Annotated in this window: 14 protein-coding genes; 9 read left to right on the top strand and 5 right to left on the bottom strand. The window is 35.6% G+C overall.

What is annotated here, in order from left to right; genetic code table 11:
- The first annotated feature begins 106 nt into the window (after positions 1–106).
- Positions 107–2,296 carry a bifunctional alpha,alpha-trehalose-phosphate synthase (UDP-forming)/trehalose-phosphatase gene (locus ACO05K_RS03250; protein ID WP_421943033.1) on the top strand — a complete coding sequence of 730 codons (2,190 nt, stop codon included), beginning with the start codon at positions 107–109 and terminating at the stop codon, positions 2,294–2,296.
- A gap of 215 nt (positions 2,297–2,511) precedes the next feature.
- On the opposite strand, the gene ACO05K_RS03245 is transcribed toward ACO05K_RS03250, so the two are convergent.
- The 3 genes from ACO05K_RS03245 to ACO05K_RS03235 all read right to left on the bottom strand — a co-directional run bounded on the left by ACO05K_RS03245 (position 2,512) and on the right by ACO05K_RS03235 (position 7,920).
- A complete protein-coding gene (locus ACO05K_RS03245; protein WP_421943032.1) occupies positions 2,512–4,296 on the bottom strand; it encodes a glycoside hydrolase family 15 protein in 1,785 nt (594 codons plus the stop codon).
- A gap of 934 nt (positions 4,297–5,230) precedes the next feature.
- Entirely contained in the window at positions 5,231–6,499 is a 1,269-nt protein-coding gene (locus ACO05K_RS03240; protein ID WP_421943031.1) for a glucose-1-phosphate adenylyltransferase, read from the bottom strand.
- 8 nt (positions 6,500–6,507) lie between these two features.
- Positions 6,508–7,920 carry a glycogen synthase gene (locus tag ACO05K_RS03235; RefSeq protein WP_421943030.1) on the bottom strand — a complete coding sequence of 471 codons (1,413 nt, stop codon included), beginning with the start codon at positions 7,918–7,920 and terminating at the stop codon, positions 6,508–6,510.
- A gap of 164 nt (positions 7,921–8,084) precedes the next feature.
- Here ACO05K_RS03235 and ACO05K_RS03230 point away from each other — a divergent pair, with 164 nt between their 5' ends.
- The 8 genes from ACO05K_RS03230 to ACO05K_RS03195 are packed head-to-tail and all read left to right on the top strand — an operon-like array spanning position 8,085 to position 13,642.
- On the top strand, positions 8,085–8,807 hold the full coding sequence (locus tag ACO05K_RS03230; protein ID WP_421943029.1) for an SDR family oxidoreductase: 723 nt from the start codon (positions 8,085–8,087) through the stop codon (positions 8,805–8,807).
- Complete coding sequence (locus ACO05K_RS03225) at positions 8,807–9,373, top strand: hypothetical protein (RefSeq protein ID WP_421943028.1); 567 nt, start codon at positions 8,807–8,809, stop codon at positions 9,371–9,373. The genes ACO05K_RS03230 and ACO05K_RS03225 overlap by 1 nt, the downstream gene beginning before the upstream one ends.
- A complete protein-coding gene (locus tag ACO05K_RS03220) occupies positions 9,366–9,626 on the top strand; it encodes an acyl carrier protein (RefSeq protein ID WP_421943027.1) in 261 nt (86 codons plus the stop codon). The genes ACO05K_RS03225 and ACO05K_RS03220 overlap by 8 nt, the downstream gene beginning before the upstream one ends.
- Complete coding sequence (locus ACO05K_RS03215; protein ID WP_421943026.1) at positions 9,626–10,975, top strand: beta-ketoacyl-[acyl-carrier-protein] synthase family protein; 1,350 nt, start codon at positions 9,626–9,628, stop codon at positions 10,973–10,975. Before ACO05K_RS03220 ends, ACO05K_RS03215 begins: the two co-directional genes overlap by 1 nt.
- Positions 10,976–11,788 carry an enoyl-ACP reductase FabI gene (locus ACO05K_RS03210; RefSeq protein WP_421943025.1) on the top strand — a complete coding sequence of 271 codons (813 nt, stop codon included), beginning with the start codon at positions 10,976–10,978 and terminating at the stop codon, positions 11,786–11,788. It abuts the gene before it with no gap.
- Complete coding sequence (locus tag ACO05K_RS03205) at positions 11,778–12,170, top strand: holo-ACP synthase (protein ID WP_421943024.1); 393 nt, start codon at positions 11,778–11,780, stop codon at positions 12,168–12,170. Before ACO05K_RS03210 ends, ACO05K_RS03205 begins: the two co-directional genes overlap by 11 nt.
- Before the next feature lie 3 nt (positions 12,171–12,173).
- Positions 12,174–12,998, top strand: a complete 825-nt coding sequence (locus ACO05K_RS03200; protein WP_421943023.1) for an alpha/beta fold hydrolase — start codon at positions 12,174–12,176, stop codon at positions 12,996–12,998.
- On the top strand, positions 12,995–13,642 hold the full coding sequence (locus ACO05K_RS03195; RefSeq protein ID WP_421943022.1) for a 1-acyl-sn-glycerol-3-phosphate acyltransferase: 648 nt from the start codon (positions 12,995–12,997) through the stop codon (positions 13,640–13,642). Before ACO05K_RS03200 ends, ACO05K_RS03195 begins: the two co-directional genes overlap by 4 nt.
- A gap of 65 nt (positions 13,643–13,707) precedes the next feature.
- Here the strand turns inward: ACO05K_RS03195 and cobA are convergent, their stop codons facing one another.
- Together cobA and ACO05K_RS03185 are read right to left on the bottom strand one after the other, a co-directional pair.
- On the bottom strand, positions 13,708–14,502 hold the full coding sequence (gene cobA, locus ACO05K_RS03190; protein ID WP_421943021.1) for a uroporphyrinogen-III C-methyltransferase: 795 nt from the start codon (positions 14,500–14,502) through the stop codon (positions 13,708–13,710).
- A 224-nt stretch (positions 14,503–14,726) separates the two neighbouring features.
- Positions 14,727–15,191 carry a hypothetical protein gene (locus ACO05K_RS03185; protein WP_421943020.1) on the bottom strand — a complete coding sequence of 155 codons (465 nt, stop codon included), beginning with the start codon at positions 15,189–15,191 and terminating at the stop codon, positions 14,727–14,729.
- Positions 15,192–15,206 lie beyond the last annotated feature (15 nt).

The following is a 15,206-nucleotide window of genomic DNA, read 5'->3' as shown; positions in this document are numbered from 1 at the left end:
AAAAATCTTTATTGAAGTCTTCATCATTTGAATGTACGGAAATATAAAAATTCAAACAAAATGTGTTTAAATGGCTTTTATTTATGTGGATACATCAAATACAAGCATGAAAACAGTTATAATATCGAATAGACTACCCGTTAAAATCATCGAAGAAAACAACGAGTACACGTTTATTCCAAGCGAAGGCGGACTTGCCACCGGACTTGGTGACGTGTACAAAACCGGCAACTCCATTTGGGTTGGCTGGCCTGGAATTGAAGTTCCGGAAGACCGACAAGAAGAAGTAATTCAAAAATTAGGCGAGCTAAACCTCTACCCTGTTTTCCTTACCCAAGAAGAAATAAATTTATACTACGAAGGCTTTTCAAACGAAGTTTTATGGCCTGTTTTTCATTACCTCGTTACTTACGCTCATTACGAACAAAACTATTGGGATTCCTATCAGTCGGTAAATGAAAAATTTGCTAAAAGTGCCATGCAGGTACTTAATAGAACCGATAAAATCTGGATTCAAGATTACCAACTCCTTTTATTGCCTGGAATTTTAAGAGAAAAACTACCTAACTCTACCATTGGTTTTTTCCAACATATTCCATTTCCATCTTATGAAATTTTCAGGTTAATTCCCTGGCGTGAAGAATTACTTAACGGTTTAATTGGAGCCGATTTAATCGGTTTTCATACCTATGATGATGTGCGCCACTTCATCAGTACGGCTACGCGTTTGTTGCCTGTAAATTCATCATCAAACGTATTAAATAGCAACGAAAGGCAAATTGTAATCGAAGCATTTCCAATGGGGATTGATTACGATAAATTCTCATCTTTAACCTCAACTGAAGCTGTAAAGAAAGAAATAGATTTCTTTAAACAAGGCAAAGAAGATGTAAAAATTATACTTTCTATTGATAGATTGGATTATAGCAAAGGAATATTAGAGCGATTAAAAGCGCTTGAACTTCTTTTACAGATGCATCCAGAATATATCGGCAAAATCGAATTGTTTATGATTGTGGTTCCATCGAGAGATAACGTTCCACAATACAGCGAACTTCGCGACCAGATTGACCAATTCGTTGGAAATTTGAATGCCCGTTACCGCTCTATGGATTGGATTCCGGTAAATTATTTTTACCGTTCTTTTCCAATCGAAGTACTTTCTGCGCTTTATTCATCAGCCGATATTTGCTTGGTTACGCCAATGCGTGATGGTATGAATTTAGTGAGTAAAGAATATGTAGCAAGCAGAAACAACGAAGATGGTGTATTGATTTTAAGCGAAATGGCAGGCGCTTCAAAAGAATTAACCGATGCATTATTAGTAAATCCGAACAACCTTGGCGACATTATGGAAGCCATTGTGACTGCTCTAAAAATGCCTGTTGATGAGCAGCAACATCGCATGAAAGCCATGCGAGCAATCGTAGAAAAATTCAATGTAAAACATTGGGTAAACAATTTTATTTTAAGATTAAACGAAGTGAAAGATTCTCAAAAATCCTTACAAACAAAACATGCCGTAAATTCTGTTAACGAAATTATAGCCTCTAAATATGCAAAAACAAATAATCGGGTTTTATTTCTCGATTATGATGGAACGCTGGTAGATTTTACAGGAAATATTGATGATGCATCGCCTGACGAAGAATTATATGATTTGATTGAAAACCTCACGCTTGATAAAGCAAATACTGTTGTGATTATTAGCGGAAGAAGAAATGAGACACTTGAAAAATGGTTTGGCCATTTAAAAGTTGATTTAATTGCTGAACATGGCGCATGGCAAAAAACCTATGGCGATAAATGGAATTGCCTTCCATTACTTACCGACCAATGGAAAAGCGAAATAAAAACACTTTTAGAAACTTACACAGATAGAACACCAGGTTCTTTTATCGAAGAAAAAAGTTACTCGCTAGTTTGGCATTACCGCAAAGCGGAAGAAGGTTTAGGCGATTTAAGGGCTAATGAAATTGTGAGTCACATGAAAATTTTAGCTGCTGATAAAGGTTTGCAACTAATGCCTGGAAACAAAGTAATCGAGTTTAAAAATATTGAAGTAAATAAAGGAAAAGCTGCTTTAAACTGGCTATATGATAAACATCCCGACTTTATAATGGCGCTTGGCGATGACCATACCGATGAAGATATTTTTAAAGCTTTACCGGAAGATGCTATAACTGTTAAAGTCGGCAATAATTTATCTGAAGCGAAGTATTATCTAAACGATTTTAAAGAGGTTAGAAAACTTCTTTGGAGTTTGGTTAAGGAAGAACTTGTAGAAAGGGATTAGTCTGATTGTCATTCTGAGCTTGTCGAAGAACATCTTAAAGCATTTCGACAAGCTCAATGTGACAACTTTTATTAAATTATATGTAAAAACATATGCAAAGGTCTGTGTCTTCACAGACCTTTTTTCATTAAAAAATCCCGCAGATTTAAGAAGATTTACGCTGACTGTTCTGCGCTTATCTTCTTAAATCTGCGGGAAATAATAGTTAAATAAACTTACAAAAACACAGGTCGATCTAATTTAATCGCAATGCGATAAGCGGCATTCATCAAACCAACATGGCTATATGCCTGCGGGAAATTACCCCATTGGCTACCAGTCTTCGCATCCACATCTTCGCTAAAAAGTAAAAGATGGTTGCAATATTTAATGATGTTTTCAAACTCTTTAATTGCTTCATCAACCCTACCCACACAAGCCAAAGCCTCAACATACCAAAAGGCACAAATTAAAAATGTAGTTTTCGGTTTACCAAAATCATCGGCGTGCAGGTAACGGTAGAACAACCCATCTTCTGTTCTAAGTTCCTTTTCTAAAGCAATTAAATGGTCTTTTGCTCTGTCTGATGCAGGGTCTAAATAACCCATCATAATTAACTGCAAAGTACTCGCATCTAAATGTGTGCTTCCTACTGCATTGGTGTAAACTTTTCTTTCAGGGTCGTAACAAGCTTCTATATGTGCCGCAGCTTTATCAATTAAAACCTGTGCTCTATTTTCAAAATCCTGACTTCCAATAGTTTTAGCCATTTTTAAAGCGGCGTGTGCACCAGCCCATTGAAACAAGTTACTGTAACAATGCATATTTGCGATATTTCTAAACTCCCAAATTCCAGCATCTTTTTCATCAATGGTTCTTTCAATTTTTGATAATACGCTTTCAATCCATTTTACCGAATCGCTGCGCTCTGAAAAAACAAAGCGATGGTCGGTATAAAGTGGCAACATTGAAGTTAAAACCTGACCGTAAATATCATTCTGAATATGTTCGTAAGCCTGGTTTCCAATTCGGATTGGTTGTTCACCTCTGTATCCTTCTAAATGGTCTAATGTGGTTTCTACGATTTCTCTTTCACCAGCAATGCCATATAAAGGTTGATAACGTTCATCTTCTGCATGAGAAATATCAGATAGATAACTGAAATATTTCTCCATTTCTTCAAAATGCCCGATGTGGTTTAAAGATGTGAGCACGTAATGTGAATCTCGTAACCAGCAATAACGATAATCCCAGTTTCTTGTACTGCCCGGTGATTCAGGCAAACTGGTTGTACTTGCAGCAATAAATGCGCCTGTATCTTCATATTGATGTATTTTCAAAACCAAAGCAGAGCGAATTACCAAAGGTTGATAAAATCCTGCTATTGAAGAATGCTTAATCCACTTTCTCCAGTAAGCAACCGTATCTCGAAGAAAATTTTCTGCTGTGGTAACCACTGGTGCCTCTAAATTTTGACCATAAGTCATGATGAGATATTTGGCTTCATTCAGTACAAATGCCTTTTCATCAATTATATAACTTAAAGAAACGTTAGTACTTAATCTGATGTTTTCATCGCAACCTGCATAATCGATATGGTTACTGCCGCGACTTCTTACCATTTTATCCTTACCATAATTGCAAACAGGTTCACATTTTACGGTAATCCGTGGATTTCCTTCTAACGGTTCGATTTTACGGATGAACATGAGGGGTTTAAAGTAGCGTTCGTAAAGAAAAAATCTTGGTGCGAAATCCGTAATGCGATATTTACCGTCATTAGCAGTAATCTCGGTTCTTAAAACATTGGTGTTTTCTATATAATATTGATTTGATGAATATTCTCCTTCTGGTAAGATGGAAAACTCACCGCCTTTTTTCTTATCTAATAAACTTCCAAAGATGAAAGAGCTATCGAAGCGAGGCCAGCAAAGCCAAGATATATCGGTGTTTTTATTTACATGCGCCATAAAAGCACAGTTTCCTATTATTCCGGTTTGATACAGATGTTGTTCAGCCATAAGCAATTTTTTGTGTGTTTATAAACTAACAGGCTTAGAGGTAAATTGTTGGTATTAATGTGAAAAAGCTTATTTAATGAGGAAGATTTGACAGTTTTGGTGGAAACAAACTTTGTTAAATAAGCCTGATTGAAGTTAGTTAATATAGTGTTTTAAGGTCTTAGGCTTCTGCAGTTTGCATTCCCCTCTTTTAGAGTAGCGCCCGCATGGTGGGGTGTTTATTTGTCTTGGCCAGACGGGCCTTTTTCTTTTGACAACAAAAGAAACAAAATTGCCAGCTGAAAATTTTTCTATTAAAGTTTGTGGTTTGGCTTTGACAAGCTATCCCGAAAAATTTGTTAGGCTGGTTCGAAGTAGAACGAAGATTTAGTAATTAGGCTTAACTGGATGGAAATCCTAGTCATTAAAGGTTTATATGCATCTTGCTTGGAACAAACTTTGTTAAATAAGCCTGATTGAAGTGGAAATATTTTTTATTTGCAGCAACCTTGAATTTCCTGTCTTGCTGAGGCACGAAGCATCTGCAACCGATGAAACAGATTCCTCGTTCCTCGGAATGACAGAAGTTAAAAAAATTGAAACGAAAAGCAGGGCCGAAATCGGCAATGAAACACTGAACGTTCACTTTCAAAAAAACCTCTCCCTATTAAAGGAAGTAATTTGGCTAATGACTACTATCCCTCTCCTTTAAGAGAGGGAACCAAAATTTGTGCTTTTAACCAGGATTTAAATTACTGAATTTTAAATAGCGATAACAAAATTCTGTTCCCTTAACCTTAAACCAAGGGTTCAATTTACTAAACCTTAAATCCCTCTCTTTAAGGAGAGGAACAGCACAGAAGAATTTAATACAATAACCTTCGATAGGGAGAGGTTGAAACAAAAAAGCCAGTCCCGAAAATTCAAGACTGGCCTTTTAATGATAATGATTATCTTAAATTACCGTTCCGCTTGGCAAAACAGCACCTTTTTTAATTACTACAATGCCATCTTTAACAGCATAAAGCTCATGGTCACCATCTTCTAAATGCGGACCACCATTAATCTTTACATCGTTACCGATACGGCAGTTTTTATCTATAATAGCGTTGTTAATGTAACATCTATCGCCAATACCAATAAGTGCATTTCCTTTGCCTGTTTCCAATTGAATTTCTTCTAAAGTTTGATAACGGTCGCTACCCATAATGTATGCATTAGTTACCACCGTGTGCTTACCAATGCGAGCACGAATACCTAAAACAGCATGTTCTACGCGACTTGCCTGTACAATACAACCTTCGGCAATAATTGCTTTTTCTAAAGTTGTACCCGAAATTTTCGACGGAGGCAACATCCTAGCTCTGGTGAAAATAGTATGATTACTATCAAACATGTTGAACTTCGGAATCTCATCTGTTAAGCCTAAGTTGGCTTCGAAAAATGATGAAATGTTACCAATATCTGTCCAATAACCTTCGTACTGATAACTTAAAACACGACTTTGTTCAATTGCTCTAGGCAAAATTTCTTTACCAAAATCTTTTTCCTCTTCGTTTTCATTTAAAATATTGATTAAATATTCACGATTGAAAACATAAATACCCATTGAAGCTAAGAAATTACGTCCTTCGCCTTGCATTTCTTCTCCGGTATCAGAAACCCAATCCTCTAAACCTGTTTTAGGTTTTTCGATGAAAGAAGTAATCATATTCTCTTCATCAGCTTTCAAAATACCAAAATCAGTCGCATCTTTAGCCGTAACCGGGATAGTTGCAATGGTAATTTCTGCGTTTGCCTCGATATGTTTTTCAATCATGTCTTTAAAATCCATCTGGTACAATTGGTCGCCAGAAAGAATTAAGATGTAATCGAACTCATGCGAAACAATGTGGTGCATACATTGGCGCACCGCATCTGCAGTTCCTTGAAACCAACCTGCGTTTTGAACGGTTTGTTCTGCCGCAAGAATATCAACAAAAGCCGTACTGAAATGGCTAAAGTGATAGGTGTTTTTAATGTGTTTATTTAGGGATGCTGAATTAAACTGTGTCAGCACAAACATACGGTGGATGCCGGAATTAAGGCAATTAGAAATTGGGATGTCTACCAACCGATACTTACCTGCAATTGGAACTGCCGGTTTTGAACGTGTTTGTGTGAGTGGCGATAATCTAGAGCCTTGGCCACCGCCAAGGATAACGCCTAAAACTTTGTCAGTCATGTTTAAGCTTATTTTAATATTTGGTATAATTCTATATAATTTGTTGCTGCCTTATCCCACGAATGGTCAATTTTCATCATCGTTTTACGTACAGCTTTAAAAGCCTTTTTATCGTTAAATAATTCTACAGCACGATTTATGGCATGGGTAACATCCCAAATGCTGGTTTGGTCGTGGCACAAACCAAAGCCACCATCACCAATATCAATTACGGTATCTTTCAATCCCCCAACTCTGCGAACGATTGGAACTGTTCCATATCGCAATGCATATAGTTGATTTAAACCACAAGGTTCAACTCTCGATGGCATTAAAAGGAAATCTGCACCTGCGTAAATCTCGTGAGAGACTTGCTCATTGTAACCAATGTACGCATTGTATTTCCCTCCGTAAATATCTTTAAGCTGATTTAATCTGCCTTCAACCCAATTATCTCCAGAACCTAACACAAGAACATTGATATTATCGCCGTGTCGTTGTAAAGCTGTGTAAAAAATATCAGGAAGCAAATCAGCGCCTTTTTCATCAACCAATCTGCCTATAAAAGTAAAAAGTGGTTTAGAAGAATCTAGTTGAAAAACATCGCAAAGCGCTTTTTTGTTTGCTGCTTTTCCAGCTTCTACTGTTTTTAAATTGTAACTTTTACCAAGCATTGGGTCTGTTTCCGGATTCCAAACCTCGCTGTCAATTCCATTTAAAATTCCTGACGATTTCCAACGTTCCTGTCTTAGTAAACTTTCTAAGCCACGGGCATTATTCATCATTTCATCTAAATAACTTGGCGATACAGTTGTAACTCGCCACGCACATTTAATGGCAGCAGCTAAAGGATTAATTGCATCTTCCCATCCCAGCAAACCACCTTTCCATAAATCGAAAGCAGGCAGGTAATATAATTTATCCCAACCAAACTGACCTTGATATTGCGCATTATGAATGGTTAAAACTGTAGGAACTTTGCTGATATTTTGATATTTGAGACAATTAGCAACCATAAATGGCACTAAACCTGTGTGGTGATCGTGGCAATGGATAACATCTGGGCGATGCTCCCACTGTGCAATCCAATCTAAAGTAGCAATTTGAAAAGCTACGAATCTTTCTGTATCATCGGCATAGCCATAAACATTTGGTCTATCTGTTAAGCCTTGAATATGAACTAAATATAAATCGAACCCTAATTTATTTGTTTTTTCTCTAAGTACTCTATATTGAAAATGGTGATTACCATAGTTAGACCACGCATCGTAAGCAACTTCAAACTCGCTTTCGCGGATAAATTTTGTATCGTACGCAGGCACAACCACTTTGGCAATGTGGCCTATTTTATTCTGGTATTTCGGTAAAGCCCCAACCACATCGGCTAATCCGCCAACTTTTGCAGCAGGGTAACACTCGGCGCTTATGTGTATTATTTCCATTAAATATTTGGTGTAGATAACTCTGTTAAGTTAGTAATTGTTTTCTAAATTGAAAATAAAGAAAGTTTTTTAATACGAAATTTATTAATTAATCATACAGAGCTAAAAGTATGATTTAATGATTCATCTATTTTTTCTATTTTCGAACGGAAAAGGTATAATTTATGGAAAAACGTAAGGTTTTAATAACCGGGGCAAGTAGAGGAATTGGTTTAGCAATAGCGAAAAAATTACATAGCAAATATGAATTAATTTTACACGCCACAACCGAGCAAAGTTTTACCGAAACCACACCAAATAGCAGCCTGCTTTGTGCCGATTTTTCAAAACCCGAAGAGGTAAGCACTTTTTGCAAGAGTTTAAAGAAACTCCATGGCAAAGATTTGTATGCTGTTATTAATAATGCCGGAATTACTTTTGATAAATCGTTAATTTTTCAGCCTGAAGAAGAAATTGATAAAATGTTACAGGTTAACCTAAAAACGCCAATTCTGATTTGCAAAACTGCAATGAAAATTTTCAGTTTAAATAAAAATGGGGTAATCATTAACATTAGTTCTTGCGTTGGCGAAAGTGGAAATGCCTTTCAATCTATTTATGCTGCAACAAAAGCAGGTTTAATTGCTTTTTCAAAATCAATCGCTAAAGAAATTGGTGTACTCAATCAAGATCATAGCATACGAGTGATTAGTTTATCGCCAGGTTTTATAGAGTCGGATATGACAGATAAAATTCCTGAAAGTGAAAAAGCAAACTATTTAAAAATGGTACCATCTGGGCGTTTTGGCAAAGCCGATGAAATTGCTTCTGCGGTTTCATTTTTAATATCTGATGAAGCTTCTTACATAAATGGATCTAATATTCAAATTAACGGCGGGATTTTATAATGGATAATTTAATTGGTGTCTCGCCAGAAAATGTGCTCCTTCACGGACCAAGCAAACAATTATTACACAAATACCATTGGCACGAACCAACAGTTGGTATTGTGGCTAGTTATACCCCAAATCAGCACGATGTCAAAGATCATTTTGGTTTGTTTAGAGGTGTAGATCAAATTGAAGCTTTTGCACAGGCATCAATTGTTTCTTGCGCTGGTTTTTTAGAATACAAAAAGCAGAACAATAGCTTCGAGGATGTTAAAAACAAATTCTTACCGGTTTTTATTAGCATTGGTAACGTTAATTTTCATCATTACATAGAAGAAGGTGAAACGTTTATCAGCTTAGGCATAATTAAGTTTAATAAATTCAGGCAAATGGTTTGCGATGGCAGGATTTACAAACTCACCACAAAAAACCTAAATTTGGATGAATATTTTGCTGATTTTACCTCAGATAAATTATTAAAATACGAACTTAGCGATGATTTTAAACTTGTTGCAGAGTTGTTTGATGTAACCGGTAGAGCAATAAAAAGAGAAAAAATTAATCAAGAAATTAAAAATGGATAGACAAGAAATAATTGCCGATATAGTTGAAATATTAAAAACGGTTAGAACGATAGATCCGGAAAAGTTAAATAACATCACTGAAGAAACTGATTTTATTGCAGATTTAAACACGCCTTCTACAGAAATGATAAACATTGCTGCGAAGGTTGAGCAAAAGTTTGACATTGAATTTGAAGATGATGACATCGACGATTTAGGTTCGAAAGTTAAAGATATTGTTGATTTAATTATTGCAACTAAGGAAAAAGCATAATGCAAAATGCGCTCAAAAAAGTTGCGGTAGTTGGTATGGCTGGAGTATTTCCAACTTGTACCGATTTAAACGATTTCAGAGATAAACTTTTTGCCAATAAAAGTTTAATCAGAGAATGGGATAAAGCCACTATTCATGGCAAAAATATTCGCTCTACAGTTGCAGGTTTTGTTACTGAAGATGAAATGGATCTCGAGATTGTTCCATCATCTATTTTGGAAAACTATCCTGAAACTTATATTGATAAACTTAACAGAATATCGGCCAATAATTTAGCAACTGCCGATGTTGGTAGTATTTGGGCGATGCTATCTTCGCTCGATGCAATAAAAATGGCAGGCTGGACAGATAAAGAAACTCAATCGGAAGAAACGGGTGTAGTTATTGGTTCGGGCGGTGCCGGACATGAAATATTAAGGGCGGCATGGCACAACTTTTTTGAACTTAAAAAGAAATCCCGATTAGCGGGTTCGCACAATGTAGATAGAGCAATGGTTTATCGCGATGCGGCAAATGTTTCCTGCCTGATTAAGAATAGAGGTGTTTGCGAATCAATTGGTTCTGCTTGCGCAACTGGTTTGGGCAATATTGGTTACGCCTACCGATTAATAAAATTTGGCTTGCAAGATAGAGTTATTGCAGGCGGCGTAGAAGGCACATCTTTCGAAACTTTTTTAGGTTTTGATTCGATGCAGGTTTTAAGCAAAGGTTTTAGTCCTGATAAAAGCTCCAGACCATTTGATGTTAACCGAAATGGTTTTGTTTGTGCGTTTGGTGGTGGCGTTGTGGCTTTAGAAGATTACGATTTGGCAAAAGCTCGTGGCGCAAAAATTCTGGCTGTGGTTGATGAATATTTCAATAATTCTGATGGCGATGGCGATATGTTTGCCCCATCATTTTCAGGTCAGCAGCGGTTATGGAAAGGTTTACTAAAAAATACATCGAAAAAACCTGATGTTGTAAAAGTGCATGGAACCTCTACTCCTGCCGGAGATGCCATTGAACTTTTGAGTGTTGTTGATGCTTTAGGAGATAAAGGCTATCATATTTCCGCACCAAAATCTCAATTTGGGCATATGCTTGGGGCTGCCGGTGCAGTAGAATTTATCGCGTCAGTTTTAATGTTAGAAAATCAAACGGTATTGCCTTGCTTAAATTCTGATGAGTTAAATCAAAATCCTGAAGGTTTTCAGCAAAATGAAAATTGGACCGGACCGAATACGCCACTTGCATCCTTCAGAGATTTAATTCCGCAGCAAAGTTTTAAAAAGGAAATAAATACGGTTACTTGTCTTAACTATGGTTTTGGCGGTACAAATAGTGCCATCATGATTTCAAAAGACAATTAAATGCTTAATAATCAAAATAAAGTTGCCCTTATTTATGGCGTTCGTAACGAAAGTTCAATTGCCTGGAGCATTGCTTTAAAATTGCACCAATCGGGTTGTAAAGTTGCATTAAGTTTTGTTGATGATACAAAAGACGAAGTGCTTTATCTGATGGAACAAGCCGGAATGGATAATTCATTAGCGATGAATGTTGATGTTCGTGATGAAGTTCAAGTATCAAACTTTACAAAAAGTGTAGCCGAAAAATTTGGCGAAATTCATTATATATTACATGGTGTAGCTTATGGAAGTCAGCAAGTTATGTGTTACAGTTTACCAAATAGTAACGAGCCTGCACCAAGTTATTTAGATATTCCATTTGATGAATTAATGGATGCATTTAATATAAGTGCTTACTCCTTACTTAGAATTTGTCGGGTAGCTGAACCTTTTCTGGCGAAGAATGCATCAATATTAACACTTACCTATAATGCATCGCAACGCGTATTTCCGGGTTACGCAGGTATGGGTTTAAATAAAGCTGCGCTTGAAAATATAATGATTTATCTGGCTAATGTTTTAAGGGCTAAACAAATCAGGGTTAATGCAATTTCAGCTGGTTTGGTTATGACAACTTCTGCCGGTGGCATAAACGGTGTTAGAAAACTACGCAAAATGGGCAAAATAACCGCACCACTTGGTAACATTACATCAAATGATGTTGGCGATACTGCGCTTTATTATTTCTCTGATTTATCGAAAAAAGTAACCGGAAATATCCACTATGTGGATGGAGGCTTTAATATTATGGGTGTTTCTGTTGATGAAGAATAAACCAGGCAATATTGATATTGAAACCAACCAACAATTTTACGTTGGCAACGATATTGTTTATTTGCCTGATTTTGAAAAATCATTTTCAGATTTATTTAAGAAAAAGGTTTATACTGAAAATGAAATAAATTATTGCGACCAATTTGATAAGCCATTATTAAGGTATGCTTCTACTTGGGCAGCGAAAGAAGCGGTTTATAAAGCTACAAAGCAACATAATTCTGCTCCATTATCCTTTAATAATATTGAAATCACAAGAGATAAAATTGCTGGCAAACCAAATGTTAACCTATTAAAGTTGAATCATCAACCAAAAATTAGTTTAAGTATTAGCCACGATGGAGATTACGTTTGGGCAGTTGCAATTCTCAATATTGATTAAAAAATGATTACTCAGCACCATTTCGACCATGAATTGGCTTACCTAAATTATTACAAATTTGGTAGCGGTGCTAAAATTATGCTTTGTTTTCATGGTTATGGGATGCATGGCAAGCAGTTCAAAATGCTCGAGGAAAAGCTGGGAAATGAATATACTTTTTACGGTTTCGATTTATTTTTTCACAAGGGAACAAAACTAAAAGATATAAACCTAGCCACAATTAAAAAAGGGATAACCAAGGTAGAACTCTCTAAATTTATCTCCGATTTTTGTGAAAACCAGCAAATAGATAAATTCTCTGTTATTGGTTATTCAATGGGAACACATTATGCAGTTGCCCTTACAGAAATCCTTTACAATAGGATTGAAAATTTTATCATAATTGCTCCTGCCGCACTTAAACCAGGCAAAATGGTTAAGTTTTTCTCCAAAAATAAAATTGGCAATAAAGCTTTAGAGAAACTTGTACTTTCAGAAAAGGCATTAATCAATCTTTTAAAATTTTGTAAACGTTTTAATTTTGTTGATGATATTGGCTATAATATCTTATTAAAGGAAATTAATACGGCTGATTTAAGATTAAGCCTATACGCATGTTTTACCTACTTACGATTATTAGATACCGATAAAAATAAGCTTCATCAAATTTTAAAAGAAGAGCCAATTAAGGCATTTTTCATTTCCGGTAACAGAGATAAAATGTATCCGCCTGCAATTGCAGAACTATTTTGTAAAAACTTACCAAATGCGCACACAATTGTGCTAAATGAAAACCACGAAATGCTAAATCAGCCATTTGTTGATGAATTAACCAAAGTGCTATTATGATAAAAGATAAACCGCTTCCTGATTACCTTTTGAGATTTGGCGGCAAAGTGCTTTCCTGGTTTATTAGAAGAAAATTTAAGAAAATAGTTCTTGATGGCATCGAAATAAAACCCAATCACTCCTATCTTTTAATGTGTAACCATTTCAGTTTTTGGGATGGATTATTAGCCTGCTTCATTGTTGTTAATGCCATTGATAGGAAACAGCGATTGAAAGGCATGAAAATAATGGTGTTAGAAAAACAGATGGAAATGAACAAATGGCTAAAGTATATCGGCTGCTTTTCCATCGCACCAAAAAGCATCAGAGCAAAAGAAAGTTTAGATTACGCAGTTAATATTTTAAATGAACCTGGAAATGTTCTGATAATTTTTCCTCAGGGAAATTTAGAATCAATGTTTATCAGGTACATTAAGTTTAAAGACGGAATAACGTCAATCATTCCAAGAGTTAAAACAAATTGCCAGCTTATCTGGAGCTCAAATTTTATTGAATTTTTTGAAGGTTTAAAACCAAGAGTTTATTTCAACTTATTAGATGCAGGCACAAATAATAATTTCGAATTTAAGAAACTTACAGATGATGTAAATACACATCATGTTAAATCAATGAAAAAGAATTTTAGGTTTACCGAAGAGCCTTAAAAATAAAAAACCGCAAGGAAAAACTTGCGGTTTTAACAACAAAACAAATATGTGATTTAATTTGATTAATATTCTTCAGCAATGATTTCGTAGAAATCTCTAATCGGCTGGAATTGTGGATGCAATGAAACAACATCTCCGAAAACCAATAATGCTGGTGCAGTTATTTTTTTATCTTCTACAACCTCAGCAATCGTATCAACAATGCCAATCGCAATTTTTTCTTGTGGAGTAGATCCATTTTGAATTACCGCAACAGGTAAAAGGTTTTTGTGCTCAGCCTGAAAAATAGCTGCAATTTCCTTAACCTTTTCAATTCCATTTAATACAACGATTGTTGCTTTGGTTTTTGCGGCAATGTATAAATCTTCAGAAATTTCTCCTTTAGAATTTGTACCTGTAACTGCCCAAAAACTCTCACTTAAGTCTTTATAAATCATTGGGATTTTTTGCAAACTTGGCGCACCAGTTGCACTTGAAATACCCGGAATAATTTCAGTTGGGATACTGTAAGATTCAGCAGCATCAATTTCTTCGTAACCTTTCGCAAAGAAAAACGGGTCGCCGCTTTTTAAACGTACAACATGACCGAAGTTTAAAGCATAATCTATAATTAGCTTGTTAACTGCATCTTGCGAAAAGTCTTCATCATCGCTACGTTTACCTACATAAACCTTCGGAATACCTTCTGGAGCATAACACAGTAAAGCTTCGTTCACATTTGCATCGTACAAAACAACATCGGCTGTTTTTAATGCTTTAACACCTTTTAAACTAAATAAATCCGGGTCACCAGGACCAGCACCTATTAATGTAATTTTTGGTTCAATGTTCGCTTTTTCTACTTTACTTAAAATCATGACAGAAAATATTAGCTCGTGATTACTTTTATTAATTATACAAATATATAAAGTCTATAGAAATTGTAGTAATTTATTTTAAAATAAATTATTTGTAATAAAAAATGGTCTGTGAGGACACAGACCATAGGTTAATTGTTATAGAATCGTCATAGCTAAGTACAAATATGCCTTAAGATTGCTTCGTACTTCGCAATGACGAACTGAATAGATAAAATTATGAACTACTTACAAGGCGCTTCCTCAAAAGTAAACTTCCCTCTTTCGTAATTAATTGGTTTGCCTTTTACAAAATAAGAGCGACCTAAAGTTGTTTCAATCTGCCCTACTCCCATAACTAGTTTTCCATCCTTTTTAAGAAAAGCTAATGGATTGGTAAATGTTTTTGTAGAATCTTTTCCTGTATTAAAACGATAATCAACTAAAAGTGTATCGCCATTAAACTTACCATCAAGCTGGCCATTATTTTGTGGTTTTTCAGCGTATTTAACTAACAACGCACCCATAATTTTTCCAGATGACATCGTTTTTATAATCATCGATGCACTATCTTTTTCAAATGCGGCAGCATAACAGGTTTCACTAATTACAGAATCTGCTTTGGCTGCATCAACTTTTTTTTCTGATTGATTACATGCAAATACAAATGGAATTGCAGCGAAAGCCAAATAAAGGATGTTTTTTTTCATTGTCTTGATTTTAAC

Source organism: Pedobacter sp. (assembly GCF_965227205.1).
Taxonomy (GTDB): domain Bacteria; phylum Bacteroidota; class Bacteroidia; order Sphingobacteriales; family Sphingobacteriaceae; genus Pedobacter.
This window is presented reverse-complemented; position numbering and strand designations above follow the sequence as displayed.

What these genes read in the sequence shown, in the direction of transcription:
- ACO05K_RS03250 (WP_421943033.1), top strand. Translation starts at nt 107, where the DNA reads ATGAAAACAGTTATAATATCGAATAGACTACCCGTTAAAATCATCGAA.
- ACO05K_RS03245 (WP_421943032.1), bottom strand. Translation starts at nt 4,296, where the DNA reads ATGGCTGAACAACATCTGTATCAAACCGGAATAATAGGAAACTGTGCT.
- ACO05K_RS03240 (WP_421943031.1), bottom strand. Translation starts at nt 6,499, where the DNA reads ATGACTGACAAAGTTTTAGGCGTTATCCTTGGCGGTGGCCAAGGCTCT.
- ACO05K_RS03235 (WP_421943030.1), bottom strand. Translation starts at nt 7,920, where the DNA reads ATGGAAATAATACACATAAGCGCCGAGTGTTACCCTGCTGCAAAAGTT.
- ACO05K_RS03230 (WP_421943029.1), top strand. Translation starts at nt 8,085, where the DNA reads ATGGAAAAACGTAAGGTTTTAATAACCGGGGCAAGTAGAGGAATTGGT.
- ACO05K_RS03225 (WP_421943028.1), top strand. Translation starts at nt 8,807, where the DNA reads ATGGATAATTTAATTGGTGTCTCGCCAGAAAATGTGCTCCTTCACGGA.
- ACO05K_RS03220 (WP_421943027.1), top strand. Translation starts at nt 9,366, where the DNA reads ATGGATAGACAAGAAATAATTGCCGATATAGTTGAAATATTAAAAACG.
- ACO05K_RS03215 (WP_421943026.1), top strand. Translation starts at nt 9,626, where the DNA reads ATGCAAAATGCGCTCAAAAAAGTTGCGGTAGTTGGTATGGCTGGAGTA.
- ACO05K_RS03210 (WP_421943025.1), top strand. Translation starts at nt 10,976, where the DNA reads ATGCTTAATAATCAAAATAAAGTTGCCCTTATTTATGGCGTTCGTAAC.
- ACO05K_RS03205 (WP_421943024.1), top strand. Translation starts at nt 11,778, where the DNA reads ATGAAGAATAAACCAGGCAATATTGATATTGAAACCAACCAACAATTT.
- ACO05K_RS03200 (WP_421943023.1), top strand. Translation starts at nt 12,174, where the DNA reads ATGATTACTCAGCACCATTTCGACCATGAATTGGCTTACCTAAATTAT.
- ACO05K_RS03195 (WP_421943022.1), top strand. Translation starts at nt 12,995, where the DNA reads ATGATAAAAGATAAACCGCTTCCTGATTACCTTTTGAGATTTGGCGGC.
- cobA (WP_421943021.1), bottom strand. Translation starts at nt 14,502, where the DNA reads ATGATTTTAAGTAAAGTAGAAAAAGCGAACATTGAACCAAAAATTACA.
- ACO05K_RS03185 (WP_421943020.1), bottom strand. Translation starts at nt 15,191, where the DNA reads ATGAAAAAAAACATCCTTTATTTGGCTTTCGCTGCAATTCCATTTGTA.